The organism is Nocardiopsis akebiae, assembly GCF_018316795.1.
In the GTDB taxonomy this organism is placed as follows: domain Bacteria; phylum Actinomycetota; class Actinomycetes; order Streptosporangiales; family Streptosporangiaceae; genus Nocardiopsis; species Nocardiopsis dassonvillei.
Genome location: NZ_CP074132.1, coordinates 945,659 through 970,275 on the forward strand (window position 1 = coordinate 945,659; position 24,617 = coordinate 970,275).

Here is a 24,617-nt window from a genome sequence, read left to right on the forward strand (position 1 = left end):
CGGGGCTGGGGTGATCGCTGTGGTCTCCGTGACCGCTGTGATCACTGCGGACATCCCGGGGACGCGGTCTCCGTGACCGCCATGGACAGCCCGGGTGCGCTCGCCTACCGTGGCGCAATGGACACCACAGCGGTCAGCATCCCCGACCTGAGCGGCCGTACGGCGGTCGTCACCGGAGCCAACAGCGGCCTGGGCATCGAGACCACGCGCATCCTGGCCCGGGCGGGCGCGCGCGTCGTGATGGCCGTGCGCGACGTGGCCAAGGGGCGCGCCGAGGCCGCCGGAGTGCGGGGAGACACCGAGGTGCGCCACCTGGACCTGGCGGACCTGGCGTCCGTGCGCGCCTTCGCCGAGGCCTGGAGCGGAGACCTCCACCTGCTCATCAACAACGCGGGCGTCATGGCGGTCGCCAAGGGCGTGACCGAGGACGGGTTCGAGACGCAGTTCGGCGTCAACCACCTCGGCCACTTCGCCCTGACCAACCTGCTCCTGGAACACGTCACGGGACGGGTGGTCACCCTCTCCTCCGGAATGCACCGCATGGCCCGGGGCATCGACTTCGACGACGTCAACCTGGACCACGGCTACACGCCCTACCGGGCCTACAACCAGTCCAAGCTCGCCAACCTGCTGTTCACGCTGGAGCTCCAGCGCCGCCTGGAGGCGGTGGGCTCCCCGGTGCTCTCCACCGCCGCCCACCCCGGCTACGCGGCCACCAACCTCCAGAGCCACGGGGTCAACCCGGTCTCCAGGGCGGCCCTCATGCTCGGCAACAAGGTCTTCGCCCAGAGCGCCGCCAACGGCGCCCTCCCCACGATCTTCGCCGCCACCCAGGACGTGCCCGGCGCGGCCTTCGCCGGGCCCAAGGCCATGGGAGGCACGCGCGGCGCCCCCGCCCTGTCCAGCCGGAGCGAGGCCGCCTGGGACGGCCGCGCCGCCAAGCGCCTGTGGGCGCTGTCGGAGGAGATGACCGGGGTGGCCTTCCCGCTGCGCTCCTCCGACCCGGTCTGACCGGCGGCGCACCGGGGGGGCGGACCGGGTCGCGACGGAACGGGACTCGCCGGGCCCGGTCCGGAACGGCACACCCGTCCCGCGGTGCGCGACGGCACCATCCGGCCTCGGACCGGAACGGCACACCCGTCCCGCGGTGCGCGACAGTACCGCTGGCACCGTCCCGCTGGCACCGTCCGTGCCGCCCCTTTCGCCCGCCCGCGTCACACCGGCAGGGCGTGCGTCCAGCCCGGACCCGGTACCCGCCGACGAGCACTGTGAGTACGGGACCGGCGCGGGTGGAAACCCGTGGTCCACACCCGCGCCGGTTCCGGTCGATCGTCCCTAGGGATTCAGGACCAGCTCGTCCGTGGCGGCCGCGCGCACGGCCTCCTCGGTGACCGCGAACGGCAGGGTCTCACCCCGGCTCCACGGCTCCAGCTGGTCGTCGTAGTTGGGGTGGAAGGCGTGGCCGGAGTTGCCGGTCAGGTGGATCCACGTCGACGCGTCGCGGTCGGCCAGGTCCACCACCATCCGCATGGACGGCACGGTCTTGATCCCGTACCCCTCGGCCGGGTTCCAGCCGGTAGCGTTGACGATGCTGGAGCCGCCCGCGCTCTCCACTGGGCCGCGGTTGAACAGCCACTCGACCGGACCGATGCCCGACGTTCCGAACGACTCGTGGGTCGCGGTCAGGGTGTGCAGGTCGCCCCAGCGCCAGTCGGCGGGGTCCTCGCCCAGCAGCTCGGTCAGTTCCCGCGCGGCGGCGTCCATCGCCGCGGCCAGCACCTCCTCGCGCCCGCTGGCCTCGGTGCCCTGCCACCACGGCGACTCCGGGTCCTCCAACAGCTGCCCCACCACGTACATCCCGCGCGAGTCGCCGTTCATGTCCTGCTCGCCCAGTTCGTCGAAGAGCAGGGGCAGCAGGTGGCGCCAGGTCGCGTTGTAGAACGCGGCCGCCGCGGAGTCGGTCTCGTTGCGGTGGTCCCAGTCGCGCAGCAGCTCCTGCGCCCGGGCGGCCGTCCCGTCCACGTCGGCCTCCAGCAGGTGGGGGACGATCCGCACGGCGCTGAGATCCATCGAGTCGTTCTGGATCCGCGACATGTCCTCGGCCGTGACCGGCCCCTGCCCGATCGCCTCCTCCAGCAGGTCGTTGATCCGCTGGCTGCGGTAGCCGTAGTTCCAGTCCCCGGTCAGGTGGTGGTCGTAGTCCTCGTCCACGACCGACTGGTTCGCGGTGACGATGACGCCCGACTCGGGGTTGTACACGCTCGGCAGCTCCTCGAAGGGGACGTACTCCTGCCAGTCGTAGTCGGAGTCCCAGCCGGGCGCCGGGTAGCGGCCGTCGCCCTCGCCGCGCACCGGCACCAGCCCGGGGGCCTGGTAGCCGATGTTGCCCTCGTTGTCGGCGTAGACGAGGTTCTGCGAGGGGACGTCGAACTGGCTGGCGGCCTCGCGGAAGTCGTCCCAGCCGCGGGCCCGGTTCATGCTGAAGATGGCGTCCGCGGTCGTGCCCGGCTGCAGGGCGGTCCAGCGCAGGGCGACGGCGTACTCGCCGCCGTCCGCGCCCTCCAGCTCCGGGTCCTCGGCCAGCTCGGCCAGGTGCGCGCCTGCGGCGGCGTCGGACAGCAGCGGCCCGTGGTGGGTGGAGCGCACGACGATGTCCACGTCCTCGCCGCCCGCGACCCGGACGGTCTCCTCACGCGTCTCCAGTGGCCGGGGCTCACCGTCGACCACGTAGTCCTCGCCCTCGATCCGCTCCACGTACAGGTCCATGACGTCGGGGTCGAGGTTGGTGAACCCCCACGCGATCGACTCGTTCTGCCCGATGATCACACCGGGCAGACCGGAGAAGCTGAAACCGCTGACGTCGTAGGGGCACGCCTCGGTCAGCTCGGTGCAGTGCAGTCCGATCTGGTACCAGGTGGAGGGCATCGACGCGCCCAGGTGGGGGTCGTTGGCCAGGAGGGGCAGGCCGCTCTCGGTGTGCTCCCCGCCGACCACCCAGGAGTTGGAGCCGACTCCGGAGGCGTCGCGCGGAGCGAGCATCTGCGGGAGCGAGGCGGAGGCCTCGGCCACCCCGGTCAGCGCGGAGACGGCCTCTCCGGGCAGTTCGGGCGCGCGCCGCTCGTCACCGGTGTCACCCTCACGCAGGTCGCCCGCGTCGTCCTCGTCGGGCCCTTCCCGCAGGTGCTCGTCGGTGTCGGTGATGGGCAGGTGCTCCTCGTGGGGGTAGGCCGGGTACAGCTCCTCGATCTGCTCGCGGGTCAGCCCGGCGTCGAGCAGCTGGGCGCGCCCGGTCTCCTGCGCCATGTTGCCGCCCAGGTCCCAGGCCATGGCCTTGAGCCAGGCGAGGCTGTCGACCGGCGTCCACTCCTCGATCTCGTGGCCGCCGTTGAGCACGGAGAGCAGCCCGTACTCAAGGCTGGCCCCGGTGCCGTCGTTCCCGGCCAGCCAGGCGTTGACCCCGGCCGCGTAGGAGTCGAGGTGGGCCCGCGTCTCGGGGGCGAGCAGCTCGTACTCCTGCTCGGCCACGTGCCGCCAGCCCATGGTGCGCAGGTAGACGTCGGTGTCCACCTGGTCGGGGCCGAACAGCTCCGCGGTGCGCCCGGCCGTGACGTGGCGGCGGAAGTCCATCTCCCAGAAGCGGTCCTGGGCGTGCGTGAAGCCCTGCGCCATGAACAGGTCGTGGGTGTTGTCCGCGTAGACGTGGGGGACGCCGTGCTCGTCGCGCAGCACGGTGACGGAGGACTCCAGCCCCGGGAGCGGGAGTTCTCCGGAGGTCTCCGGGAACGACCTCCGGACGGTCCATATCCCCAAGAGCGCGCCGACCAGGGCCAGCACCACGACCGCGGCGAGGAAGCCCAGAAGTACGCGAACAAGGACACGCTTACGCATTACACCCATGGCGGAACCCTAGGGTGTCCGCTGTCACAGTCTCCAGGGCCGGAGGGACACACGGACCCAATTGTTACCAACTGGTAGGTGGCGTGGAGCCGAACGGCGGCTGACACGAAGCACCTGGTCAGAAGCGGACAGCCGCCCGGTTGGATCCGTGCTGTCCGCAACCGGTCGGGTCTGCTTCATGGCACAGGCCGAGCCCGCCGCACGGCATCGGCTGCATCCGCCGCACGGTACCGGGCGGTGCCCGTGGCGGACACCGTCCGTCCGCCTCCGCCGGGCGGAAGCGGACGGACGGGCGGCGTCGCCCGCCCCCGCGCGGTCACCTTCCTGTGGCGCCGCGGCGACGATCTCGGGGACCTCCTGCACGCGGCCGACAAGGCCGCCGACGCCTCCTCCTACGACGCCGACCGCACGGAGCGGATCCCCGGCACTGACGTGTGGCACCTGACCTACCGGACGCGCGGGGACCGGCGGGCCTCCTGCTCCGTCGCCCCGGTCCCCGCGCACGGCGAACCCCCGCCGCCCGAGGAGTGGCCGGAGTCGGTGCGCGTCCGCCGCGAGCGCGCCCCCGCCGTCTCCGCTGGCCGGGAGCGCTGACGGAGCGCGGCGCGGGCAGCACGGGACAGACGGGCCCGGGAACCCCCCTGTTTCCAGATTAGGGCGCGGAGGGTCGACGCCGCCGCCACCTCCTTCCGCCTGTGGACAACTCCGGTCCGGCACGGCGGAACCGCGCTCCGGGGCTCTTCTCCAGCGCGCTCCGAGCCGTCTCCGCACCGCGCTCCGGGTCGCCTCCTCGCCAAGCCTTCGTCAACACTCCGTCCTGCTAGCGGTGACACGAGGCGGTGTCCTGGAAGCCGGACGTCCCGTCTGGCAGCCTCGAACGCGCCGTCGATGCTCTGGGGGGAAACGCGATGGACATGCCCGTGGTGAACTCGTGCCAGGTGGACGCCTGCGCCTACAACACCGACCACTCCTGCCACGCACTGGCCATCACCGTGGGGAACTCCTCCCACGCTCAGTGCGACACCTTCTTCGGTGACAGCGCCCGGGGCGGCGACCCCGTCGCCACGGGCCAGGTCGGCGCCTGCAAGATGTCGAACTGCGAACACAACGTCCAGCTGGAGTGCCAGGCCCCGGCCATCTCCGTCGGGTACGTGCGCCAGCAGGCCGACTGCCTCACCTACGCGCCAGCCTGAGCGGCGCCGCGCACCGGCCCATTCCGCGGCCCCGGGCACCACGCCCGGGGCCGCTCCGCGTTCCGGCTCGATATCCGGGTCCTTCCCGGCGGCCCTCAGACCTTCCTGCCCGCCTCCGCTGCCTCGCGGCGCAGCCGCTCCACGACCAGCGCCGCCGGATCGTCGCCGGCCGCCCGGAACCCCTCGCCCGCCCACAGCGCCATCCCGCCGGGGTCCCCGGTCCGGGCGGCGGCCGCGCGCAGCGGTTTCGTCATGTGGTGGATCTCGGGGTAGGCGGAGGGCTTGCGCGGGTGCTCGGCGATGAACCTGTTGGCCAGGCCCCGCGCCGGACGCCCGGTGAAGGCCCACGTCACGGCCGTCCCGGTGTACGCGGGATCGGCCAGCGCGGCCTTGTGGAGCGGGTCGGCCCCGCTCTCGGGACAGCGCAGGAACGCCGTGCCCAGCTGCACGCCCGCGGCACCGGCGTCCAGGGCCCCGGCCACGTCGGCCCCGGTCATGATCCCCCCGGCGGCGATCACCGGCACCTCCACCGCGCCGACCACGTCCGCCAGCAGCTCCCGCAGCGGCAGGCCGCCGTCCCCGACCGGGTCGAACGAGCCGCGGTGGCCTCCGGCCTCCGTGCCCTGCGCGCACACCCCGTCGGCCCCGCGCGCCACGGCCTCGCGCGCCTCCCCGGCCGTGGTCACGGTGACCACCGTGGCACTGCCCGCCGCGCGCAGCCGCTCCAGCACGGCGGCCTCCGGGCAGCCGAAGGTGAAGCTCACCACCGGCACGGCCGCCTCCGCCAGCAGGTCGATCTTGGCCGCCCACGCGTCGTCGTCGTGCACCGGGGCGCCGACCGGCGTCCCGTACCGCTCGGCCTCGGACTCCAGGTCGGACCGGTAGGACGCCGCGACGTCCGGGTCGGAGGGCGGGCCCGGCACGAACACGTTCACCCCGAACGCGCCGACCCCGGCGTCGCGCACCGCCCCGAGCTGTTCGGCGAGGACCTCGGGGGCCAGGTACCCGGCGGCGAGGAAACCCGTTCCGCCCGCTCCCGCCACGGCCGCCACCAGCGCGGGCGTGGCGGCCCCGCCCGCCATGGGCGCCTGTACGATCGGGCGCTCCCGCAGAAGCCCTGCCAGGCTCATGGTTCCTCTCCTCGTCCTCGGCCGGTCCGGCTAAGGCGCGGCGGCGTCCCCGTCCCCGGCGGCTCCGGGCGGGGCCCGGCCGCCCCGCGGCACCCGCGAGCGCGCCGTCGCCCGGGCCGCGCCTCCCGTATCCGGGAGATGCTACCCGCGCGCGTTTTCCGGAGTTCGACCGCACCCGCCCCGAAACGCGATACGGCGGTTCGTGCGGAGATTTCTGTGACGCGGGGCACGATGATTATCCACGGCTGAGGAAAGGGGGGTTGGGTTCTCCTGTTTCCGTTCCGCCGGGAAAGGCCCGCGAACGGTGCCTCCGATATCCGTGCTTTCCGTCCGCTGCCCGTCCCGTCGGTCCGCTATCCGCCCGTCCCGTCCAGTTCCGGTTCGTCCGGGGAGCCCTCACCCTCACTCCTGCCCTCGCCCTCGTCCGCGCCCCCGACGGACCGCGCCGACTCCGGGAACCGCCGGTACAGCGCGACGGTCGCCAGAGCCGCGGCCACCCCGAACCCGACCACCGCCGTCACCGTCCACTCCAGTCCGAACAGCTCCCACAGCCACCCGAACGCCAGCACGGTCAGCATCCTCACCGTGTTGTCCACCATCCCGAACATCGCGGCCATGGTGTTGCGGTTGGCGTCGGAGAACATCGTCTGCTGCCACACGTGCGACAGCACCACGGCCAGCCCCAACAGGAACTCCGCCGCCATCAGCCCCGCCACCAGCGGCAGGACCCCGTGCGCCGCCAGCACCAGGGGCAGACCGGCGGAAGCCGCGAAGACGGGGCCCCACACGTGGGGCCGGTCGCGCCCCACGAACCGCGAACACGCCGACCCCGCCGCCATGGCGGCCATCATCATCAGCAGCACCAGGCCGTTGAGCCGCACGTCCGCGCCGTGCTCGGCCGCGAGCATCGGCTGCCAGGCGAGCACGAGGGCGGCCAGCCCGGACACCGACGCCGCCGACAGGGCCACCAGCGGCACGAAGCGCCTGCTCGCCACCAGTACGGCCGACTCCCGGACGATCGCGGTGAGCGGACGTCCCGACTGGCCGGGGGAGCGGGGGAAGCACACCGGGGCCAGCAACGCCAGCGCCACCAGCACCGCGCCGCTCACCAGCACCAGGGAGTCCGCGGGCAGCCAGGTCCCCGCCACCATCACCGAGGCCGCGCCCAGCACCGCGCCGCTGTTGCCCGCCACCTGGACGAAGCGCACCGTCCGCGCGATCCGCGCGGGACGGTCCCGGTCGCCGATCCGGTTCACCACGAGCGCGACCAGCGTCCCCGACTGGAGGTGGAAGCCGACCGCCCACAGGTACATGGACGCGAGTGTCAGCGCGAGCCCGTCCGCGTATCCCATCAGCACGAAACCCGCGCCCCACACGGCGAGCCCCACCGCCAGCAGCCTGCGGTGGCCGTAGCGGTCGCCGAGCGCGCCGCTGGGCGCCTCCACCAGCAGGGCCACCAGGTTCGTCGAACCGAGCATCCGCCCCAGCAGCCACGGGTCCGCCCCGCGCCCCAGGAGGATCGTGACGAAAACCGCGCCGAAAAGGAAATCGGCCGAAGAGCCGAGGAGCGCGAACGAGGTGTAGCGCAGGAACAATGACGATTCGGTGGTTCTCTCCACGGACATGGGCGTTTTCCTGGTCGAGGAGGACAACGGACCGGCGAGCCCCGTGACGGCGGTGGCATTCGCCGTTCCGGCCGGAAATTCCGCCCAAGCTAGCACGCGCCTTCCGGGGCGGCCACGGCTTTTCCCGGACCCCGTGTGACGCGGCCTCCGCGCGAGGCACCAGGCGTTCCGCGATGACCGCCCGCACCCGCGCGACCAGGGCCGACGGCCCGTCTGAAGTGCGGCGTTCCGGTGTGCATGACCGGATGGAGGCGGGGTAGTCGCGGTGCCAACCGAGCAACGGGCCGACTCCGAGGAGGCTTGGCGATGCACTCACACGAGGAAGGAGACGGGCCCGGGGGTACGGGCGGCCGCCTGACCGACACCGCCCGAGGGGCGGCGGGCGAGGTCGCCTCCACCGCGGGGGACCGGGCGCGCTCCCCGGCGGGCGAGGCCCGCACCGAGGCCGGGGCCGCCAAGGACGAGATGCGCGGTTCCTGAGCCCCGCCCCGGCCCGGGAGAACGCCTCCGGGCCGGACGACCGTGGGCGGGCGACCGGAAAAGGCGCCGACGCGTGCCGGGCGAGGGTCCGAAGAGGCCCTTCGACCCGCCTCGTCCGGGGTCAGGCCCGGGACCGGTGAGGGAAGGAACGGGAAGATGGTGGGACGCGACTCCTCGGACGCCTACGACGGACGTCCCTCCCCGGAGGAGGCCGAGAAACCGACCGACATGTCGGCGTCGTCGTGGTGGGCGTCGCTGCGCCGGACCGTCGGCGAGTTCAAGGAGGACGCGCTGGCCGACCTCGCCGCCGGGCTCACCTACTACGCGATCCTGTCGCTCTTCCCGGCGCTGCTCGTGCTGGTGTCGCTGCTCGGCCTCGCCGGGCCGTCCGCGACGCAGACCCTGACCGACGACATCTCCGCCACCATGCCCGCCGACGCCGCGCGGCTGGTGACGACGGCCATCGGGAACCTCCAGGGCAACCAGACGGCCGCGGGAGTGTTCGGCCTGGTCAGCCTGGCGATCGCCCTGTGGTCGGCCTCCGGCTACATCGCGGCCTTCATGCGCGCCTCCAACGTCGTCTACGACGTGCCCGAGGGGCGCCCCATCTGGAAGACGCTGCCGATCCGCGTCGGCGTCACCCTGCTCATGGTCGTCCTGCTGTCCCTGACGGTGGTCGGCGTCGCCCTCACCGGCAGCGCCGCGGCCTGGGTCGGGCAGCTGCTGGGCCTGGGCTCGACCGTGGTGACGGTGTGGAACATCGCGAAGTGGCCGGTGCTGCTGCTCATCGTGGTGTTCATGATCGCGCTCCTGTACTGGGCCTCGCCCAACGCCAGGCGCGGGTTCCGCTGGGTCAGCCCGGGCAGCGTGCTGGCGGTCCTGATCTGGCTGCTGGCCTCGGCCGCCTTCGCCTTCTACGTGGCCAACTTCGCGTCCTACGGCAGGACCTACGGGACCATGGCGACGGTGGTCGTCTTCCTGGTGTGGCTGTGGATCACCAACATCGCGATCCTGCTCGGCGAGGAGTTCAACGCCGAGATCGAACGCGGTCGCGCCGTCTCCGGCGGCCAGCCGGTGGACGAGGAGCCCTACGTGGACATGCGCGACGTGCCCAAGAAGAAGCACCGCGCCCACCACCGGCAGGAGTGAGGGGCGGGGCCGCGCCCACGGGCGCCCCGTGCGGTTGCACCCGCGACGAACGCGGCCCGCTCCTCAGCCCAGGGCTTCGGCGAGGGCGGTGGCCAGGACCGGCACGCTCGGATGCCGGTCCCCGCGCGGCCACACCAGGCCGAGGGACGACTCCGGCAGACCGCTGACCGGGACGAGGACGAGCCCGTCCCGGTCGGCGTGGTCGGCGACGTCGCCGCTCAGCAGCATGGCCCCCCTCCCGGCCGCGACCTGGGAGAACCCCTCCCGCAGGGTGTCCACTCCGGTCTCGTGGCGGATGGTCCTGCCCAAGGGTGTGACGGTGGGGGCGTGGACGCGCAGCCAGTGGTCGGGGGTCCGCCGGACCGGGATGAGCGAGATCCGGGCCATGTCCTCCACCCCCACGCCCGCACGCGCGGCGAGGGGGTGGTCGGCGGGCAGCGCGAGCCGCTGCGGCTGCGGGGAGAAGACCGCGCCCACGACCAGGTCGAGTTCGCGCACCGGCAGCAGGACGACGGCGGCGTCGACCTCGCCCTCGCGCAGCGGACCGAACGGGTCCGAGTGCGCCGTCTCCACGATCCGCACCCGCGTGCCGGGCTCGCGCTCCTCGAAGGCGCGCACCGCCTCGGCCACCGGGCCGTGCACCTTGCCCCGGAACCCGAGGCGGACCGTGGACGGGCCGCCGTGGGCGCGGTCGCGCGCGCCGTCCACCACCGCCGCGAGGTTCTGGTAGGCGGGCCGCAGGGCGTCGAGGAACTCCTCGCCGAACGGGGTGAGGCACGGGCGCGGGCCCGCGCGGTCCAGGAGAGGGGCGCCGATCCGCTCCTCCAGGGCGCGCAGCAGCCGGTCCACGGTCTCCACGGGGACGCCCAGCCGCACCGCGGCGTGCCCGGGGTGCGGTTCCTCGGCCAGGACGAGGAAGCACTCCAACTCCCGGATATCGATACCCCGCAACCGGTCCGTCCCCCTCGTCCTCGCCCGCCTGGCGCGTGCCGCCCCCGACACGCGTCGGGTCGGTGAGCACCCCTCATGGAAGCACGGAACGCGTAATACCCGGTCGACCGGCTCTCGCGTGGCGGACGGCGCGGCGGACGGCGGCCCGCGCCGGGCCCCGTCCGTGCGGGTCCTCGCGCGGACGGCGACACCCCCCGGGGCGGGGCTCCGCGGCCGCCGACCGAACCCGGCCGACCGGACCGCCGCCTCCTCCCGGCGGGCCGGGCGTAGCCACCGGATACGCTCGGCGCGACAGCGACTTCCGGGAGGAACCACCATGTCAGCGACCGCCGTCGTCACCGGGGCCAGCAGCGGGATCGGGGCCGCCACCGCGCGCGGCCTCGCCGAGCAGGGCTACGACGTGGTCCTGGTGGCCCGCCGCGCCGACCGCATCGAAGCGCTGGCGAAGGAACTGGCCGGGGAGGGCCGCAGCGCCCGCGCCCACGTCCTCGACGTCACCGACAGGGCCGCCGCCGACGCCTTCGCCGACTCCCTGGCCTCGTGCGAGGTCCTGGTCAACAACGCGGGCGGCGCGATCGGCACGGAGACCGTGGCCGAGGGCGACCCCGCCGACTGGCGCGCCATGTACGAGGTCAACGTCATCGGCGTGCTCAACATGACCCAGGCCCTGCTGCCCAAGCTGATCGCCAGCGGGGACGGCACCGTGCTGGTGGTCTCCTCCACGGCGGGCCACACGGCCTACGAGGGCGGCGGCGGGTACGTGGCCGCCAAGCACGGAGCGCACAGCCTGGCCGCCACGCTGCGCCTGGAGCTGTGCGGCGAACCGGTGCGCGTGCTGGAGATCGCGCCGGGCATGGTCAGGACCGAGGAGTTCGCCCTCAACCGCATGCGCGGGGACTCCGGGGCCGCCGACGCCGTCTACGCCGGTGTGCCCGATCCGCTGAGCGCCGAGGACGTCGCCGACACCATCGTGTGGGCGGTCACGCGGCCCCCGCACGTGAACATCGACCTGCTGGTGGTGCGCCCGCGCGCGCAGGCCGCCCAGCACAAGGTCCACCGTGTTCAGCGGGGGGAGTCCTGACGGGCCGACCGGAACCGTAGCCGGTGTGACACGAGGGGTCTGGGCCCTGTCCCGGCGGGGCGGGCGGGGCCGCGCGCCGCCCGGGTTCCGTAGGGCTCAGGCCCGCGTGCCGCCGGGCGCGCAGTCGGCGCAGTCGCAGTGGTTCGTCGTGGACATTGAGCGGCACCGGGTGCAGACCTGCCGCTTCGCCCCGGGGGGATCGTGCTTCCAGTCGTGCTGCCCCCGCCCGCAGATCCCCGAGGGGCCGATGACGGTGTCGTCGCGTGAGGTGTCCATGGCGGCAAGGTAGCCCCGCCCGACACCGGGGGCCGGGGTCGGCCGGCCCCGCGCCCCGGAGGGGCCGCCCCGAGGGGGACGGCCCGTGTCCGGGCGGGGCCGCGCGGAGCCCGCGGGTCAGGCGTCCGTCAGGCGTCCAGTTCCCGGGACAGCATCTCGACCAGCTCGTCCAGGACCTTGTCCGCGTTCTCCTGCTCCTCGCAGGACAGGGTGACCGTCTCGCCGTGCTTGACGCCCAGCGCCATCACGGCGAGCACGCTGCGGGCGTCCACGGGGTCCTGGCCCTCACGGGCGATCTTGACGGGCAGGCCGGTGCCGTTGACGGCCTGGACGAACAGGCTGGCGGGGCGGGCGTGCAGGCCGAGCTGGGAGGCGATGGCCACGGTGCGCTGGGGCATGGAAGTCCTCGGAGAAGTCGTCGGGAGGTCGTCGGGTGGGCGGGGAGGCCCGGGTCAGAGCGTGTCGACCGGCAGCTGCGGGTCGGGGTCGGCCACCGCGGTGATCGCGTCGGCGGCCACGTCGTCGGGGGAGGGGACGGTGGTTCCAGGCAGGGAGACGGCGGCCGTCCCCCACGCCACGGCGTGCCGCAGCCGGTCCTCGGGGGAGCCGTCCGCGCCCAGGAACCCGGCCAGGGCGCAGTCGCCCGCGCCCACCGTGCTGCGCGTGCGGACCCGGGGCCCGCGCGCCCACCACGTGTGCTCGGGATCCACGAGTATCGCACCGTGGCCCCCCAGTGTCACCAGGGCGGAGCCGTTGCCCCACCCCAGGACCTCGCGGGCGGCCTCGGTGACCGCGCCCACGGTGGTCAGTTCCCGGCCGATCAGCTCGGCCAGCTCCTCGTGGTTGGGCTTGAGCAGGGACACCGACCCCGCGCGGGCCGCGGCCTCCAGCGGCTTGCCGGAGGTGTCCAGTGCCAGCGGGACCCCGTAGGAGGCGGCCAGTTCGGCGACGCGCACGTACAGGTCGTCGGGGGAGCCGGAGGGGAGGCTGCCGCTGGCCACCATCCACGCGGGGCCCCGGTCCAGTTCGCTCTCCAGGGCGGAGAGCAGGGCGTCGGTCTCCTCGGGGGAGAGCACGGGCCCGGGTGCGTTGAGCTTCGTGGTGGTGCCGTCGTCCTCGGTGACGGCGATGTTGCCCCGCGTCTCGCCCTGGATGGGGACGGCGACGCAGGGCAGGTCCCCGAGCAGGGTGGTCAGTTCGGCGCCTCCGCCGCCGCCCACGGGCAGTACCGCACGTGTGGGCACGCCCGCACGGCGCAGCGCGCGGGAGACGTTGACGCCCTTGCCGCCCGCCTGCGCGCGGGTGGAGCCCACGCGCAGGACCTCACCGCGGGTCAGGTGACTGACCTCCAGGGTGTGGTCCACGCTCGGGTTGGGGGTGAGGGTCAGGATCATGGGTGCTCTTTTCGAGGTGGCTGCGCCCGGCCCGGTCCGGATGTGGGACTACCTTTGATTATGTGTGTTTGCTTGCGTGTGTCAATGCTGTTGTGCCCTTGTTTCCGGTTTTGGCCACTGTCGGTCACGGGGTCCGGGGACTCGCGTCACGGGTGCCCCGGTGTGCGGACGCGGCCGGGGCGTGATGAAACACTCCTGGTGGGTCCGGGCGGACCGTAGGGGCTTCGCTGCGAGCAGTGTTGCTGGGATATTGGTTCAAGGTACCTCTTGTGTGTCCCAGGCAACACCATTAAACTCACAGAAAACCACACCGAAACACAGGTGATCCAACATGTACGCGGAAGAGCGCCAGAAGGCGATCCTCGAACGCGCCCGGCGGGACGGCCGGGTCGACGTGACAGGGCTCGCCGCGGAGTTCGACGTCACGTACGAGACCATCCGACGCGACCTCACGGCGCTCGAACGCCACGGGGTCCTGCGCAGGGTCCACGGTGGCGCGATCCCCGTCGAGCGGCTGGGCTTCGAGCCCGCCCTCAACGTGCGCGACTCCGTCATGACGCAGGAGAAGGAGCGAATCGCCAAGGCGGCTCTCGCCGAGCTCCCCGAGGAGGGCGCGATCCTGCTCGACGCCGGGTCCACCACCGGACGCCTCGCCGAGCAGCTGCCCGCCGACCGCGAACTCACCGTCGTCACCAACTCCTTGTCCATCGCCCTCACGCTCGCCCCACGTACACACATCAACCTCATGCTGCTCGGCGGGCGCCTGCGCACCCGCACCCAGGCCACCGTCGACGCCTGGGCGCTGCGCTCCCTCGCCGAGTCCTACGTCGACGTCGCCTTCATGGCGGCGAACGGGATCTCCACCGAACGCGGGCTCACCACACCCGATCCCGCGGAGGCGGAGGTCAAGCGGACCATGATCGCCTCGGCCCGCCGCTGCGTTCTGCTCGCCGACCACACCAAGGTCGGCAACGACCACTTCGCCCGTTTCGCCGCGGTCGAGGACCTCGATCTGGTCATCACCGACACCGGTCTCGCCAGCGGTCTCGCCGACGAACTGGAGGCCGCCGGACCCCGAGTCCAGGTGGTCTGACGACGGCGGGACACCGAGCGGGGCGGTTCCACCGTCCGGAACCGCCCCGCCCCGGATCGCCCCGCTCCCATCCACATCAACATCGACACCCATTTCCCCTCCCCACCTCATCGGCGGGATTCCCGCCCGTCGCACCTCCCAGGAGGTCCCCCATGACCACACAGCAGAGCACGGACAGACTCACCGCGGTGCGCTCCGGAGTACAGCGCTTCGGAGGGTTCCTGTCGAGCATGGTGATGCCCAACATCGGCGCGTTCATCGCCTGGGGCCTGATCACCGCCCTGTTCATTCCGGACGGGTGGTGGCCCAACGAGCAGATGGCCGGGCTCGTCGACCCGATGATCAAGTACCTGCTGCCGCTGCTGATCGCCTACACCGGCGGCGCGCTGGTGCACGACAGGCGAGGCGGCGTCGTCGGCGCTGCCGCGACCATGGGCGTAATCGTCTCCGCGGACATCCCCATGTTCCTCGGCGCGATGTTCATGGGTCCGTTCGCGGCCTACCTCATGAAGCAGTTCGACCGGGTCGTCCAGCCGCGCATCAAGGCCGGCTTCGAGATGCTGGTCAACAACTTCAGCGCCGGCATCCTCGCCGCGATCCTGGCGGCCGTGGGCGTCTACGCGGTCGGCCCGATCGTCGAGGGCATCGCCACCGGCCTCGGCAAGGGCGTGCAGTTCCTCATCGACCTGAGCCTGCTGCCGCTGGTCTCGGTCATCGTCGAGCCCGCCAAGGTGCTGTTCCTCAACAACGCCATCAACCACGGCGTCTTCACCCCGCTGGGCACGGCCCGCGCGGTCGCCGACGGCAAGGCCATCGAGTTCCTCATCGAGTCGAACCCCGGACCGGGCCTGGGCATCCTGCTCGCCCTGATGTTCTTCGGCTCCAAGGTCAGCCGCGCCACCGCGCCCGGCGCCGCCGTCATCCACTTCTTCGGCGGGATCCACGAGATCTACTTCCCGTACATCCTCGCCCAGCCCAAGCTGATCCTCGCCGCCATCGGCGGCGGCATGTCCGGTGTCGCGACCTTCATGATCATGGACGCCGGCCTCGTCTCCGCCGCCTCCCCCGGCAGCATCATCGCGATCATGGCTGTCACCCCGCAGGGAGGCCACCTGCAGGTCCTCGCCGGGGTCGTCGCCGCCACCATCGTCTCCTTCGTCATCGCCTCGCTCCTGCTCGGCTTCGGCCGGTCCGAGCGCAAGGCCGAGCGCGAGGAGAAGGCCCAGCAGGAAGCCGCTCAGAACCAGGAGAACAGCTGATGAGCACTATCGAGGGCTCCGACATCAAGAAGGTCGTCGTCGCCTGCGACGCGGGCATGGGCAGCAGCGTCCTGCTCACCTCGCAGCTGAGCAAGACCCTGTCCCCGTACGGCGTGTCCGTCGAGCACTCCCCGGTGGACCGCATCCCCGAGGGCGCCGACGTGGTCCTGTGCCACACCGGACTGGTCGACCGGGCCCGGACCCGCGTGCCCGGCACCGTCGTGATCAGCTTCCAGATGTTCCTGGGAGACCCGGCGTTCACCCGCCTGGAGCAGGCTGTGAAGAACGGGAGCACCCTTGCCGAGTGATCTGGCGCTGACCGAGGACGCCGTCCGACTGGGCCGCGAGGCCGCCGACCGGGCCGACGCCATCGACCAGTGCGGCGCCCTGCTCGTGGAACTGGGCGCCGTCGAACCCGGCTACGTGCCCGCCATGCACGAGCGGGAGGCCTCCATCCCCACCTTCGTCGGTGAGGGCGTGGCCATCCCGCACGGCACGGACGCCTCACGGGCGCTGGTCAAGCGCACCGCGCTGGCCGTGGTCCAGTTCCCCGGCGGGGTCGACTGGGGCGGTCCCACCGTCCACGTGGCCATCGGCATCGCCGCCTCCGGGGACGAGCACCTGGGTGTGCTGTCCTCGCTGGCGGGGATCCTCACCGACCCGGAGAAGGCGGCGCGCCTGCGCTCCGCCGGCACCACGTCCGACGTCCTCGAACTGCTCGGCCCCCTACAGGACGGCTGAGCCCAACCGAACCACCCGCCGGTCCCCTGACCCAGGGCCGGCGGGCCCAGCAGAAAGGCCCGAACATGCTCGTCGCCCGCTTCTACGCCCCCGGTGACATCCGACTGGAGCAGGCCCCCGAGCCGACCGCCGGACCCGGACAGCTCAAGATCGCCGTCGTCAACTGCTCCACGTGCGGCACGGACGTGAAGATCTCCCGGCACGGCCACCACCACATCCGTCCGCCCCGCGTGATCGGCCACGAGATCGCCGGACGGATCGTCGAGGTGGGCGAGGGCGTCACCGGCTGGGCCGAGGGCGACCGCGTCCAGGTCATCGCCGCCATCCCCTGCGGCACCTGCGTGGAGTGCTCCGACGGCCGGTTCACCGTGTGCTCGCGCCAGGAGTCCATGGGTTACCACTACGACGGCGGCTTCGCCGAGTACATGATCATCCCCGAGTCCGTCCTGGCCGTGGACGGGGTCAACCGCGTCCCCGACAACATCGACCTGGCCGAGGCCTCCGTCGCCGAGCCGCTGGCGTGCGTGCTCAACGGCCAGGAGATCGCCGGTGTCGGCGAGGGCGACACGGTCGTGGTCATGGGCGCCGGTCCGATCGGCTGCCTGCACGTCCGGCTGGCCCGCGCGCGCGGCGCCGCGAAGGTCTACCTGGTTGACATCAACCGGGGCCGCCTGGACATGTCCGCCGACATCGTCCAGCCCGACGCCTCGGTCTGCGGCGGCGAGACCGACGCCGTGGAGGAGGTGCTCCGCCTTACCGACGGCCGGGGCGCCGACGTCGTCATCACCGCCGCCGCCTCCGGGCGCGCCCAGGAGGACGCGCTGCGCATGGTCTCGCGCAGCGGCCGGATCAGCTTCTTCGGCGGCCTGCCCAAGGACGCGCCGATCATCCAGCTGGACTCCAACGCCGTGCACTACCGGGAGATCTCGATCTTCGGCGCCAACGGCTCCAGCCCCGAGCACAACCGCCGCGCCCTGGAGCTGATCTCCTCCGGCGCCGTGCCGGTGGCCGACCTGATCACCGAGCGGATGTCCCTGTCCGACGTGCACAAGGCCATCGAGACGGTGGCCTCGGGCACCGCGATCAAGGTGACCATCCAGCCGTAGCGCCCGGCCGCAGCACGCGTGCGCGAAGGCGGTACCGTCGCCGCCCCGGTGCGGCGACGGTACCGCCCGCCCGGGGCCGGCGGCTTCCCGCGACGTGCGGGCGCGGTCGCGCCCCCGTCCTCCCGGGTTGTCCACAGGGGCTACCGCCGCCCGCCTCCCTGCGGTTTCCTGGACACACAAGACTTCTGCCGGACACGCGAACCGCCCGTCACCCGCACCGCCCCGCGCAGCCGACCTCCCGCCGCGACCCGCGACCAGCGGTCCGCGCACCGTCGGCACGGCGGCGCCCGCGCTCCCCGCGCCCGGGGAGAGGGCGCTCCGGCGGGGCACCGGCCCTGACGGGCCCCGTCCACACCATCCCGGCCCTTCCCGACGTACGGAGCGACCATGGCGAAGACCGAACCCCTCCCCGCCGCAGCCGGTGACACCCGGCTGACGGGTATCCCCGCCAGCCCGGGGGCCGCAGTCGGCCCGGTGGCGCGCATGGCCCCACCGCCGTCCCTGCCCGACCAGCGGCCCACCGTCGTGGACGCGGGGGAGGAGGCCGCGCGGGCGCGACAGGCCCTGGAACAGGTGGCCGTCCTGCTCGAAGGCCGGGCCGCCGACCTCCAGGGCGACGCGGCGGCCGTGCTGAGCGCCCAGGCGCTCATGGCCCGCGACCCAGAGCTCGCGCGCCGCGCCGCCGAGCGCACCGAGGCCGGTGACCCCGCGGCCTGGGCCGTCCACGCGGCCTGCGGGGCCTACCAGGAGCTGCTCCAGGCGGCGGGCGGCTACCTCGCCGAACGCGCCGCCGACCTCGCCGACATCCGGGACCGCGCCACCGCCGTGCTGCTGGGGCTGCCGATGCCCGGGCTGCCCGACCCCGGTGTCGCGCACGTGCTGGTCGCCGACGACCTCGCGCCCGCCGACACCGTCCAGCTCGACGTCGAGCGCGTGCTCGCCATCGTCACGCGTTACGGCGGACCCACCAGCCACACGGTCATCCTGGCCCGGTCGCTCGGCATCCCGGCCGTGGTCGGCTGCACGGGGGCCGCCGAACTGCGCGACGCGACGCCGGTGGCGGTGGACGGCGACGCCGGAACGGTCGAGGTCGAACCCGACGAGGAGCTCGCCGAGCGGATGCGCGAGCGCATCGAGCGGCGGCGCGCGCTGCTGGCCAGGGCCACCGGTCCGGGCCGGACCGCCGACGACGTCCCGGTCTCGCTGCTGCTCAACGTCGGCGAGGGCGACCCGCAGAAGGCCGGTGCCCACGACAGCGAGGGCGTGGGGCTGCTGCGCACCGAGTTCCTCTTCCTGGAGCGCTCCGACCCGCCCACCGTCGAGGAGCAGACCGCCTCCTACACGGCCCTGTTCGAGGCGTTCGCCGGGCGCACGGTCACGGTGCGGACCCTGGACGCCGGTTCGGACAAGCCCCTGGCCTTCGCGGCGACCGGCCACGAGGACAACCCCGCGCTCGGTGTACGGGGTTTCCGCACCTCGCGGGTGCACCCCCACCTGATCACCGACCAGCTCACGGCCATCGCCTCCGCCACCCGGGAGACCTCCGCCAAGGTCCGGGTCATGGCGCCGATGGTGTCCACGCCCGACGAGGCGGAGGAGTTCGTCTCCCTCGCCCGCGAGGCCGGGCTCGACCAGGTCGGCGTGATGATCGAGGTGCCCGGCGCGGCGCTGCTCGCCGACCGGCTGCTGTCCCGGGTGGACTTCGTCTCGATCGGCACCAACGACCTGGCGCAGTACACCATGGCCACCGACCGTACCCTCGGCGCGCTGCCCGACCTGCTCGACCCCTGGCAGCCCGCGCTGCTCCAGCTGGTGGGCACCGTCGGCGGCGCGGGGGAGCGCTCGGGACGCCCGGTGGGCGTGTGCGGCGAGGCCGCCGCCGACCCGCTGCTGGCCCTGGTACTGGTGGGGCTGGGCGCGACCAGCCTGTCGATGTCCGCGCCCGCCCTGCCCGCCGTGCGCCACGCGCTGGCCCTGCACACCCACAGCGAATGCCGCAGACTGGCCGACCTGGCGGTCGCCGCCTCCAGCGCCGAGCAGGCGCGCGAGGCGGTCAGGGCCGCCGCCCACCCGGAGGCCGCCGACCGCTGACGCCCGTCAGGGCGGGCCGTGCGCCCTCCCCTCCTCGCATCCGGGACACGGGGAGGGCGCACGGCCGTGGGCGAAGCCGTCCTCAGCCCTCGGGGGTCGGCGCGGGCGGTCCCGGACACGTCCGCGTGGTGGTCCGCCCGGTGTCGAAGAAGTCGACGGCCGCCGCGGCGCAGTCCAGGCCGGAGAGGGTTCCGTGCCCGTCGTCCTCCACGCTCATGACCTCTCCGCCGACGACCCGCCTCATGTCCAGCGCCCAGTCGTGCGGGGTGATCATCTCGTTGACGTGGCCCACCAGTTGCAGCGGGCTGTCCCCGCGGTTCAGGTCGGGAGCCGCACCCTCCTCGGGCCACCCGACACAGGAGTGCTCGTAGAAGCCCATGGTGCCCATGACGGGGTACCGTTCGGCCCGCTCCAACCGGTTCTGCCACACCTGGTCGAAGTCGCGCGGGCTGTCGGAGTCGTTGCAGAGCAGCGACACCTGCGCGAAGGAGTCGAAGACGGGTTCGGAGTCCCAACCGGCGCCGGAGACCGGCCCGTGGGCGGCCCCCGTCTCGGGCACGCCCCCGTCGAGGAGCGTGACGAGGGAGCGGGCGTTGGCGGGCCACTCGCGTTCGGGGGTGGCCAGCAGCGCGGTCACGGCTTCGCCGTCGACGACCGCCCCGTCGGGGCCGGTGCGGGGCTCTTCAGTCAGCTCCTCCCGCAGCCCGTACACCTCCTCCCGGATGCGGTCGGCGTCCGTGCCGAGCCCGTAGTGGTCGTCGTGCTCGGCCAGCCAGTCGGCGAAGCGGTGGAACCCGGCCTGGGCGGCCATGGCCTGCCCCTCGTCCAACACGGTGACACTGGCCTCGGGCGACATCACCGAGTCCAGGAGCATGGCCTCGACCCGGTCGTCGTACATCGACCGGTAGGCGGCGCCGAGCAGGGTTCCCCAGGACACCCCGTAGAAGCCGATCGTCTCCGCTCCCAGCGCCTCGCGGATCAGCTCCATGTCCCGGGCCACGTTCTCCGCGGTCAGCGAGTCCACGAACTCGGGGTCCCGGGCGTGGCATTCGCGGTTGATCCGGCTCTGTTCCTCGGCGACGTGCCGTGCGCTCTCCTCCTCGCTCAGACCGGGGTCGGGAGCGGTCGCCTCCAGGCCGCAGTCCACGGCTTCGCTGTAGCCCACGCCGCGCGGATCGAATCCCACGAGGTCGTGGTTCAGCGCCAGGTCCGCGGCCTCGCTGCCGAGGATGCGCCCGGGCATGGTCACGCCCGGATGCCCCGGGCCGCCGGGGTTGAACAGGATGGGATAGGCGTTCTCCCCGGCGGCGGGCACACGGGTCACCGCTATGTCGATCGTGCGCCCGTCGGGGTCCCCGTGGTCCAGGGGCACCGGAACGGTGGCGCACAGGGTGCGGTCGTCGCTCTCGTCCCACCCCCGGGCGACGTCGGAGCACGGCCTCCACTCCGGTTCCGGTCCGGGCGCTGCCGATACGGGGGTGGCCACGGCGGTGAGCAGCAGTCCGGAGGTCGCGGCCAGCGCGGCTCTTCGGGCAAGGGGCACGGGGGTTCTCCCATCACACGGTTCTGTACGGGTCCACCGTCCGTGGTCGAACGGTGCGAACCCTCCGCACGCTAATGTCGGCCGCTCCGTGCGCGCCTCCTCCGAATGGACGACCCGCCGGGCCTCCCATGGCGGGGGCGGCACGGGGCGTCGGGCCCCTCAGGCCCCCCGCGTGCCGATCCGGACGAACTCGTCCTGGCTGATGAGCAGGTCGTGGTCGGTGTCCACGTCGAGGGCGAAGGCGTGCAGCGCGCTCATGCGGTCGAGTCCCAGGTCCCGCTCGGCGTACGCCAGCCACTCGTGGATGTCGATGGAGCCGTCCTGGTCGGTGTCGAGCCGGGTGAACAGGTCGCGCGCTTCCTGCTCGGTCGTGGTGCTGGGCAGAAACTTCTCGGGCATGGTGGTGCGCTCTTCCTGGTTCGCGGGGTCGGCCGAGGCGGAACCGTCGGCGGTACGTGTGCCCATCGTCCCACCGGAAGGGGCCGCTGCGCCGCCGGAGTGCCCGGGCACGGACGTCAGGGGGACCGGCGCCGTGCGCGCCACTCCGGGGCGAGCACCGACCAGACCTCCATGTCGTGGCGCTCGCCCCGGTAGACGTAGCTCTGCCGCAGCACACCGTCCCGCGTCATGCCGAGCCGCCGGGCGACGGCGATGCTGGCCCCGTTCGCGGAGGAGGCGTGCCACTCCACGCGGTGGACGCCCCGCTTCTCGACGGCCCAGTCGATGATCTGTCGGGCGGCCCTGGTCACCAGCCCGCGCCCGGCGGCCGACGGTTCCAGCCAGCAGCCCGCCTCGGCGGTGCCGTGCTTGAGGTCCATCGTGCGGAAGAGGACCCCGCCGAGCAGCCGTTCACCCGACCAGATGCCGTAGATGGCTCCGGTGCCGGTGGCGGCCTTCTCCGCGTACGAGCGCAGGTAGGTCCGGCTCGACTCAAGGTCCACGATGACGTCCGGGAGCGCGATGTAGCGTCCGATGAACTCGCGCCCCCGGTCGATGTTGGCCAGGAACTCCTCGGCGTGCCGTGGTTCGAGCGGGCGCAGCTCCGCGCCGTCCGTATCCAGGGGTAACGCGAACATCGCCAACCTCCACAACCGATCCGTGCGCATGGTGGACGGGATCATCCCATGGCGGTGTAGTCCGACTCCGCCGCGGGTCGCGGTCGTGGGGCTGGGTTGGGCTGGGCTTGGGCGCTTACCGGTTGGGGGCTTTGAGGATGTTGAGGAGGTTGGTCCACTCGGGGGTGGTGAAGGCGAGGTGGCCGTGTTCGCGGTTCTGGGTGTCGCGCATCTGCACGCTCTGTCCCTCAGCGACCTCGACACAATTGCCGCCACTGCCGCCGGAGTAACTGGACTTGTGCCAGGCTGTGCGCTCAGCCTTGTTAAAAGCCACTGTGTTCCTCATCCTTCGTATCGTTCGCTGCTGATGCGCTGAATGCGCTTCACTGATTCTTCTGGGGACAGAGCTTGCGTCTGGAGCTGGTGGAAAATACGTGAAAAGGGCTCAATCTCATGCTCCTTCTCCAGATAGACAGCTCCTGCCCGGTACTCGAAAAGGACAACATCATCGAAGCTGACATTGGCCAGAAGGTCAGGGAACTGCATGATGGCGAAGCTGCCCTCGTTGGCAGGATGAGCGCCAGCGTCGAAGGACAAAATACGTACATCCACATTGGGCAGTTCGGCGCGTTCCAACAGGACGGAGAGCTGTTCGCGCATGATCTCCGCGCCGCCGACCGTCCGGTGGAGGGCGCTCTCGTTCATCACCGCGTTGAACCGGAGGGGTTCGTCCTCGCTCAGGCGCTTCTGACGTTGCAGGCGCACAGTGACGTGGGCTTCGATCTGTTCATCTGAACCAGCATCGACGTCTGCCGAGATCACGGCGCGGGCGTAGTCGGCTGTCTGGAGCAGGCCGGGGATCGTGCCGTCCTCATAGTTCAGCACTGTGTGCGCTTCGGACTCCAGGCCGACGTAGGACTCGAACCACTCGGGAATGTCCCGGTGCCTGTGCCACCAGCCGAGTTCCTTCTGCCTGGCCAGGTCGACGAGTTTGTCCCGGTCCTCCTGCGACAGCCCGTAGAACTCGCTGAGCACGTACACGATCGGCACGGGCCAGGGATTCTCCGCCTTCTCGTACTTGGTCAGCGTGCCCGGGCTGATGTCGGCGTGGCGAGCTGCGGTTCCGCTCTTGATCCCCGCCCGGATACGGGCGCGCTTCATGACGCGGGTGATGGTGCGCCGGGTGACGCCTGCTGGGCTCTGCTCCACTGATGACCTCCAGGAGCAGGGATGCGTCCAGTTTGGCGCGTCTCTCCCTGGAGAGCCAACTTCCAGCAACTATGTTCTGCGCAAATTTCCCTGAACAGTATTGCGCTGTGATGTGACTGTCTGCCTACTCATTGTCAGAGGAAAGCCTAGCTGGGCTCCCCTTGATGCGAGGGGGTTTGCGATGAACAGCTTTGGCGTACCGCGACCGAGGCGGGCGGCGGAGGGCGGCAGGTGCGACCTGCCGCGCCGGGGGAGGGGCGGTACCGGGGTGCGCACGGCGTTCTTCGGGCCTGAGGTGAACCAGGTGGCCCAGATACGCAGTTGGTGCCAGCGGGGCGCCCGGGTGCAGGCGCATCTGGCTTTTCCCCTAGTGCTCGTGGTCAGCGAACTGGTCACCAACGCCTGGACGCACACCGCCTCCGGTGCCCCCGGCGGGCGGGTGAAGATCCAGATGCGGCACCTGCCGGACCACGTCATCCACCTGGCGGTCACCGACGACGGGCCGCGCCCCGGCCAGCCCGCGCGCCTCCCCTGTCTGTCCCCTCAGGACGACGACCTTCGCGTCGGCGGACGCGGCCTGCACCTCGTGGACCGCCTGTCCATGGAGTGGGGCTGGAGCGGAGAGCCCGGCATGCCCCTGGCGGTGTGGGCGCACGTCGACCCCTACGCACCCGTCCCCGAGCCCGACGACGCCGTCGCGGCCTGAGAGAACACTGCCGCCGGAGCGGGAAGCGCAGCCCTGTCGGGGCCGATGACACCCGCGCGAACGCAGCAGAAAGCAAGGTGCCCCGAACCGGTGTTACGAGCACCGGGCCGGGGCGTGATCACCACCTGACAACACCAGGAGGAGACCGTGGAAGACCCTATCGGTAGGCACCGCAGGCGTCACCGCTCATGGGCCGAACAGATGTGGACGCTGTGCGCCGCCGCGCTCGCGTGGATGCTGGGACACCTGCTCGGCACGCGACGTCCGGTCGGGGCCATCGAGAGCGCACCGCCGCGCCCCGAGCTTCCGCCCGTTCCCGCACCGCGACCACGACCCGCCCCTGAATCGCGGCCTGCCTTCGCGCCGAGGCCCGCGTCCGTGCCGCGACCTGCTTCCGCACCGAGGCCCGCACCCGAGAAGCGGCGCCACACCCTGAACCCCGACCGCACGGCGGGCTCACGGGTCCGTCCCTACATGCCTCCGCTGCCACGGGTTCCGGTCGGTGACCTGCTGGCCGCACCGTCTTCCGTCACGCCCGCAGCTCCCGCCACGGCAGCGGGCTGCCGCACGACCAGTTCCCCGTCAGGTGAGTTCGACGAACTCCGGGACCTGGTGCGCGTCTGGTGCGCCCTGTCTGA

Annotated in this window: 25 protein-coding genes; 13 read left to right on the plus strand and 12 right to left on the minus strand. The window is 72.4% G+C overall.

Annotated elements, in window-relative coordinates:
- Window positions 1-117 precede the first annotated feature (117 nt).
- Window positions 118-1,011, plus strand: a complete 894-nt coding sequence (locus KGD83_RS04045; protein ID WP_212642584.1) for an oxidoreductase — start codon at window positions 118-120, stop codon at window positions 1,009-1,011.
- Window positions 1,012-1,335: 324 nt separating this feature from the next.
- On the opposite strand, the gene KGD83_RS04050 is transcribed toward KGD83_RS04045, so the two are convergent.
- Window positions 1,336-3,888, minus strand: coding sequence for a penicillin acylase family protein (locus KGD83_RS04050; protein WP_212642585.1), 2,553 nt, complete (start codon window positions 3,886-3,888; stop codon window positions 1,336-1,338).
- 252 nt (window positions 3,889-4,140) lie between these two features.
- Here KGD83_RS04050 and KGD83_RS04055 point away from each other — a divergent pair, with 252 nt between their 5' ends.
- A complete protein-coding gene (locus KGD83_RS04055; RefSeq protein ID WP_249352135.1) occupies window positions 4,141-4,491 on the plus strand; it encodes an enterochelin esterase domain-containing protein in 351 nt (116 codons plus the stop codon).
- A gap of 314 nt (window positions 4,492-4,805) precedes the next feature.
- Window positions 4,806-5,090, plus strand: a complete 285-nt coding sequence (locus KGD83_RS04060; protein ID WP_212642586.1) for a DUF1540 domain-containing protein — start codon at window positions 4,806-4,808, stop codon at window positions 5,088-5,090.
- Window positions 5,091-5,185: 95 nt separating this feature from the next.
- Here KGD83_RS04060 and KGD83_RS04065 read toward each other — a convergent pair whose 3' ends face one another.
- On the minus strand, window positions 5,186-6,220 hold the full coding sequence (locus KGD83_RS04065; RefSeq protein ID WP_212642587.1) for a nitronate monooxygenase: 1,035 nt from the start codon (window positions 6,218-6,220) through the stop codon (window positions 5,186-5,188).
- A gap of 353 nt (window positions 6,221-6,573) precedes the next feature.
- Window positions 6,574-7,845 carry an MFS transporter gene (locus KGD83_RS04070; RefSeq protein ID WP_212642588.1) on the minus strand — a complete coding sequence of 424 codons (1,272 nt, stop codon included), beginning with the start codon at window positions 7,843-7,845 and terminating at the stop codon, window positions 6,574-6,576.
- Between the two features lie 306 nt (window positions 7,846-8,151).
- Here KGD83_RS04070 and KGD83_RS04075 point away from each other — a divergent pair, with 306 nt between their 5' ends.
- Together KGD83_RS04075 and KGD83_RS04080 are read left to right on the plus strand one after the other, a co-directional pair.
- On the plus strand, window positions 8,152-8,325 hold the full coding sequence (locus KGD83_RS04075; protein ID WP_212644648.1) for a hypothetical protein: 174 nt from the start codon (window positions 8,152-8,154) through the stop codon (window positions 8,323-8,325).
- A 156-nt stretch (window positions 8,326-8,481) separates the two neighbouring features.
- Window positions 8,482-9,474, plus strand: a complete 993-nt coding sequence (locus tag KGD83_RS04080) for a YihY/virulence factor BrkB family protein (protein WP_212642589.1) — start codon at window positions 8,482-8,484, stop codon at window positions 9,472-9,474.
- 63 nt (window positions 9,475-9,537) lie between these two features.
- Here the strand turns inward: KGD83_RS04080 and KGD83_RS04085 are convergent, their stop codons facing one another.
- A complete protein-coding gene (locus KGD83_RS04085) occupies window positions 9,538-10,425 on the minus strand; it encodes a LysR family transcriptional regulator (RefSeq protein ID WP_212642590.1) in 888 nt (295 codons plus the stop codon).
- A gap of 316 nt (window positions 10,426-10,741) precedes the next feature.
- Between KGD83_RS04085 and KGD83_RS04090 the strand changes: the two genes are divergently transcribed.
- Window positions 10,742-11,506 carry an SDR family NAD(P)-dependent oxidoreductase gene (locus KGD83_RS04090; protein ID WP_212642591.1) on the plus strand — a complete coding sequence of 255 codons (765 nt, stop codon included), beginning with the start codon at window positions 10,742-10,744 and terminating at the stop codon, window positions 11,504-11,506.
- A 96-nt stretch (window positions 11,507-11,602) separates the two neighbouring features.
- Here the strand turns inward: KGD83_RS04090 and KGD83_RS04095 are convergent, their stop codons facing one another.
- The 3 genes from KGD83_RS04095 to pfkB form a co-directional block, all read right to left on the minus strand.
- Window positions 11,603-11,782, minus strand: a complete 180-nt coding sequence (locus tag KGD83_RS04095; protein ID WP_212642592.1) for a hypothetical protein — start codon at window positions 11,780-11,782, stop codon at window positions 11,603-11,605.
- A 128-nt stretch (window positions 11,783-11,910) separates the two neighbouring features.
- Window positions 11,911-12,180 carry an HPr family phosphocarrier protein gene (locus tag KGD83_RS04100; RefSeq protein WP_013155226.1) on the minus strand — a complete coding sequence of 90 codons (270 nt, stop codon included), beginning with the start codon at window positions 12,178-12,180 and terminating at the stop codon, window positions 11,911-11,913.
- A 54-nt stretch (window positions 12,181-12,234) separates the two neighbouring features.
- Window positions 12,235-13,176 (minus strand): 1-phosphofructokinase, encoded by a 942-nt coding sequence (pfkB, locus tag KGD83_RS04105; RefSeq protein ID WP_212642593.1) that lies wholly within the window; start codon window positions 13,174-13,176, stop codon window positions 12,235-12,237.
- Window positions 13,177-13,507: 331 nt separating this feature from the next.
- On the opposite strand from pfkB, the gene KGD83_RS04110 reads away from it, so the two are divergent.
- The 6 genes from KGD83_RS04110 (at window position 13,508) to ptsP (ending at window position 19,466) form a co-directional block, all read left to right on the plus strand.
- The gene (locus tag KGD83_RS04110) at window positions 13,508-14,269 is read left to right on the plus strand and encodes a DeoR/GlpR family DNA-binding transcription regulator (protein ID WP_017563623.1); all 762 of its coding nucleotides are present in this window, start codon (window positions 13,508-13,510) and stop codon (window positions 14,267-14,269) included.
- Between the two features lie 152 nt (window positions 14,270-14,421).
- Complete coding sequence (gene mtlA, locus KGD83_RS04115) at window positions 14,422-15,528, plus strand: PTS mannitol transporter subunit IICB (RefSeq protein WP_212642594.1); 1,107 nt, start codon at window positions 14,422-14,424, stop codon at window positions 15,526-15,528.
- Window positions 15,528-15,836, plus strand: coding sequence for a PTS sugar transporter subunit IIB (locus KGD83_RS04120; RefSeq protein WP_013155222.1), 309 nt, complete (start codon window positions 15,528-15,530; stop codon window positions 15,834-15,836). The genes mtlA and KGD83_RS04120 overlap by 1 nt, the downstream gene beginning before the upstream one ends.
- The gene (locus KGD83_RS04125; RefSeq protein ID WP_212642595.1) at window positions 15,826-16,269 is read left to right on the plus strand and encodes a PTS sugar transporter subunit IIA; all 444 of its coding nucleotides are present in this window, start codon (window positions 15,826-15,828) and stop codon (window positions 16,267-16,269) included. The genes KGD83_RS04120 and KGD83_RS04125 overlap by 11 nt, the downstream gene beginning before the upstream one ends.
- Window positions 16,270-16,334: 65 nt before the next feature.
- Window positions 16,335-17,375, plus strand: coding sequence for a zinc-dependent dehydrogenase (locus tag KGD83_RS04130; protein ID WP_212642596.1), 1,041 nt, complete (start codon window positions 16,335-16,337; stop codon window positions 17,373-17,375).
- A gap of 387 nt (window positions 17,376-17,762) precedes the next feature.
- Window positions 17,763-19,466 carry a phosphoenolpyruvate--protein phosphotransferase gene (ptsP, locus tag KGD83_RS04135; RefSeq protein WP_212642597.1) on the plus strand — a complete coding sequence of 568 codons (1,704 nt, stop codon included), beginning with the start codon at window positions 17,763-17,765 and terminating at the stop codon, window positions 19,464-19,466.
- A gap of 82 nt (window positions 19,467-19,548) precedes the next feature.
- Here ptsP and KGD83_RS04140 read toward each other — a convergent pair whose 3' ends face one another.
- The 5 genes from KGD83_RS04140 to KGD83_RS04160 form a co-directional block, all read right to left on the minus strand.
- Window positions 19,549-21,009 carry an alpha/beta fold hydrolase gene (locus tag KGD83_RS04140; protein ID WP_212642598.1) on the minus strand — a complete coding sequence of 487 codons (1,461 nt, stop codon included), beginning with the start codon at window positions 21,007-21,009 and terminating at the stop codon, window positions 19,549-19,551.
- Window positions 21,010-21,168: 159 nt separating this feature from the next.
- On the minus strand, window positions 21,169-21,474 hold the full coding sequence (locus KGD83_RS04145; RefSeq protein ID WP_212642599.1) for an EF-hand domain-containing protein: 306 nt from the start codon (window positions 21,472-21,474) through the stop codon (window positions 21,169-21,171).
- Between the two features lie 50 nt (window positions 21,475-21,524).
- On the minus strand, window positions 21,525-22,085 hold the full coding sequence (locus tag KGD83_RS04150; RefSeq protein ID WP_212642600.1) for a GNAT family N-acetyltransferase: 561 nt from the start codon (window positions 22,083-22,085) through the stop codon (window positions 21,525-21,527).
- A gap of 115 nt (window positions 22,086-22,200) precedes the next feature.
- The gene (locus KGD83_RS04155) at window positions 22,201-22,410 is read right to left on the minus strand and encodes a DUF397 domain-containing protein (protein ID WP_212642601.1); all 210 of its coding nucleotides are present in this window, start codon (window positions 22,408-22,410) and stop codon (window positions 22,201-22,203) included.
- Entirely contained in the window at window positions 22,407-23,273 is an 867-nt protein-coding gene (locus tag KGD83_RS04160; RefSeq protein ID WP_249352137.1) for a helix-turn-helix domain-containing protein, read from the minus strand. Before KGD83_RS04160 ends, KGD83_RS04155 begins: the two co-directional genes overlap by 4 nt.
- Window positions 23,274-23,454: 181 nt before the next feature.
- Between KGD83_RS04160 and KGD83_RS04165 the strand changes: the two genes are divergently transcribed.
- Window positions 23,455-23,979 (plus strand): ATP-binding protein, encoded by a 525-nt coding sequence (locus KGD83_RS04165; RefSeq protein ID WP_338036950.1) that lies wholly within the window; start codon window positions 23,455-23,457, stop codon window positions 23,977-23,979.
- The last annotated feature ends 638 nt before the right edge of the window (window positions 23,980-24,617 follow it).

What these genes read in the sequence shown, in the direction of transcription:
- KGD83_RS04075 (WP_212644648.1), top strand. Translation starts at nt 8,152, where the DNA reads ATGCACTCACACGAGGAAGGAGACGGGCCCGGGGGTACGGGCGGCCGC.
- KGD83_RS04050 (WP_212642585.1), bottom strand. Translation starts at nt 3,888, where the DNA reads ATGCGTAAGCGTGTCCTTGTTCGCGTACTTCTGGGCTTCCTCGCCGCG.
- pfkB (WP_212642593.1), bottom strand. Translation starts at nt 13,176, where the DNA reads ATGATCCTGACCCTCACCCCCAACCCGAGCGTGGACCACACCCTGGAG.
- KGD83_RS04045 (WP_212642584.1), top strand. Translation starts at nt 118, where the DNA reads ATGGACACCACAGCGGTCAGCATCCCCGACCTGAGCGGCCGTACGGCG.
- KGD83_RS04150 (WP_212642600.1), bottom strand. Translation starts at nt 22,085, where the DNA reads ATGTTCGCGTTACCCCTGGATACGGACGGCGCGGAGCTGCGCCCGCTC.
- KGD83_RS04100 (WP_013155226.1), bottom strand. Translation starts at nt 12,180, where the DNA reads ATGCCCCAGCGCACCGTGGCCATCGCCTCCCAGCTCGGCCTGCACGCC.
- KGD83_RS04120 (WP_013155222.1), top strand. Translation starts at nt 15,528, where the DNA reads ATGAGCACTATCGAGGGCTCCGACATCAAGAAGGTCGTCGTCGCCTGC.
- KGD83_RS04095 (WP_212642592.1), bottom strand. Translation starts at nt 11,782, where the DNA reads ATGGACACCTCACGCGACGACACCGTCATCGGCCCCTCGGGGATCTGC.
- ptsP (WP_212642597.1), top strand. Translation starts at nt 17,763, where the DNA reads ATGGCGAAGACCGAACCCCTCCCCGCCGCAGCCGGTGACACCCGGCTG.
- KGD83_RS04080 (WP_212642589.1), top strand. Translation starts at nt 8,482, where the DNA reads ATGGTGGGACGCGACTCCTCGGACGCCTACGACGGACGTCCCTCCCCG.
- KGD83_RS04130 (WP_212642596.1), top strand. Translation starts at nt 16,335, where the DNA reads ATGCTCGTCGCCCGCTTCTACGCCCCCGGTGACATCCGACTGGAGCAG.
- KGD83_RS04145 (WP_212642599.1), bottom strand. Translation starts at nt 21,474, where the DNA reads ATGGGCACACGTACCGCCGACGGTTCCGCCTCGGCCGACCCCGCGAAC.
- KGD83_RS04110 (WP_017563623.1), top strand. Translation starts at nt 13,508, where the DNA reads ATGTACGCGGAAGAGCGCCAGAAGGCGATCCTCGAACGCGCCCGGCGG.
- KGD83_RS04155 (WP_212642601.1), bottom strand. Translation starts at nt 22,410, where the DNA reads ATGAGGAACACAGTGGCTTTTAACAAGGCTGAGCGCACAGCCTGGCAC.
- KGD83_RS04070 (WP_212642588.1), bottom strand. Translation starts at nt 7,845, where the DNA reads ATGTCCGTGGAGAGAACCACCGAATCGTCATTGTTCCTGCGCTACACC.
- KGD83_RS04060 (WP_212642586.1), top strand. Translation starts at nt 4,806, where the DNA reads ATGGACATGCCCGTGGTGAACTCGTGCCAGGTGGACGCCTGCGCCTAC.
- KGD83_RS04090 (WP_212642591.1), top strand. Translation starts at nt 10,742, where the DNA reads ATGTCAGCGACCGCCGTCGTCACCGGGGCCAGCAGCGGGATCGGGGCC.
- KGD83_RS04065 (WP_212642587.1), bottom strand. Translation starts at nt 6,220, where the DNA reads ATGAGCCTGGCAGGGCTTCTGCGGGAGCGCCCGATCGTACAGGCGCCC.
- KGD83_RS04165 (WP_338036950.1), top strand. Translation starts at nt 23,455, where the DNA reads ATGAACAGCTTTGGCGTACCGCGACCGAGGCGGGCGGCGGAGGGCGGC.
- mtlA (WP_212642594.1), top strand. Translation starts at nt 14,422, where the DNA reads ATGACCACACAGCAGAGCACGGACAGACTCACCGCGGTGCGCTCCGGA.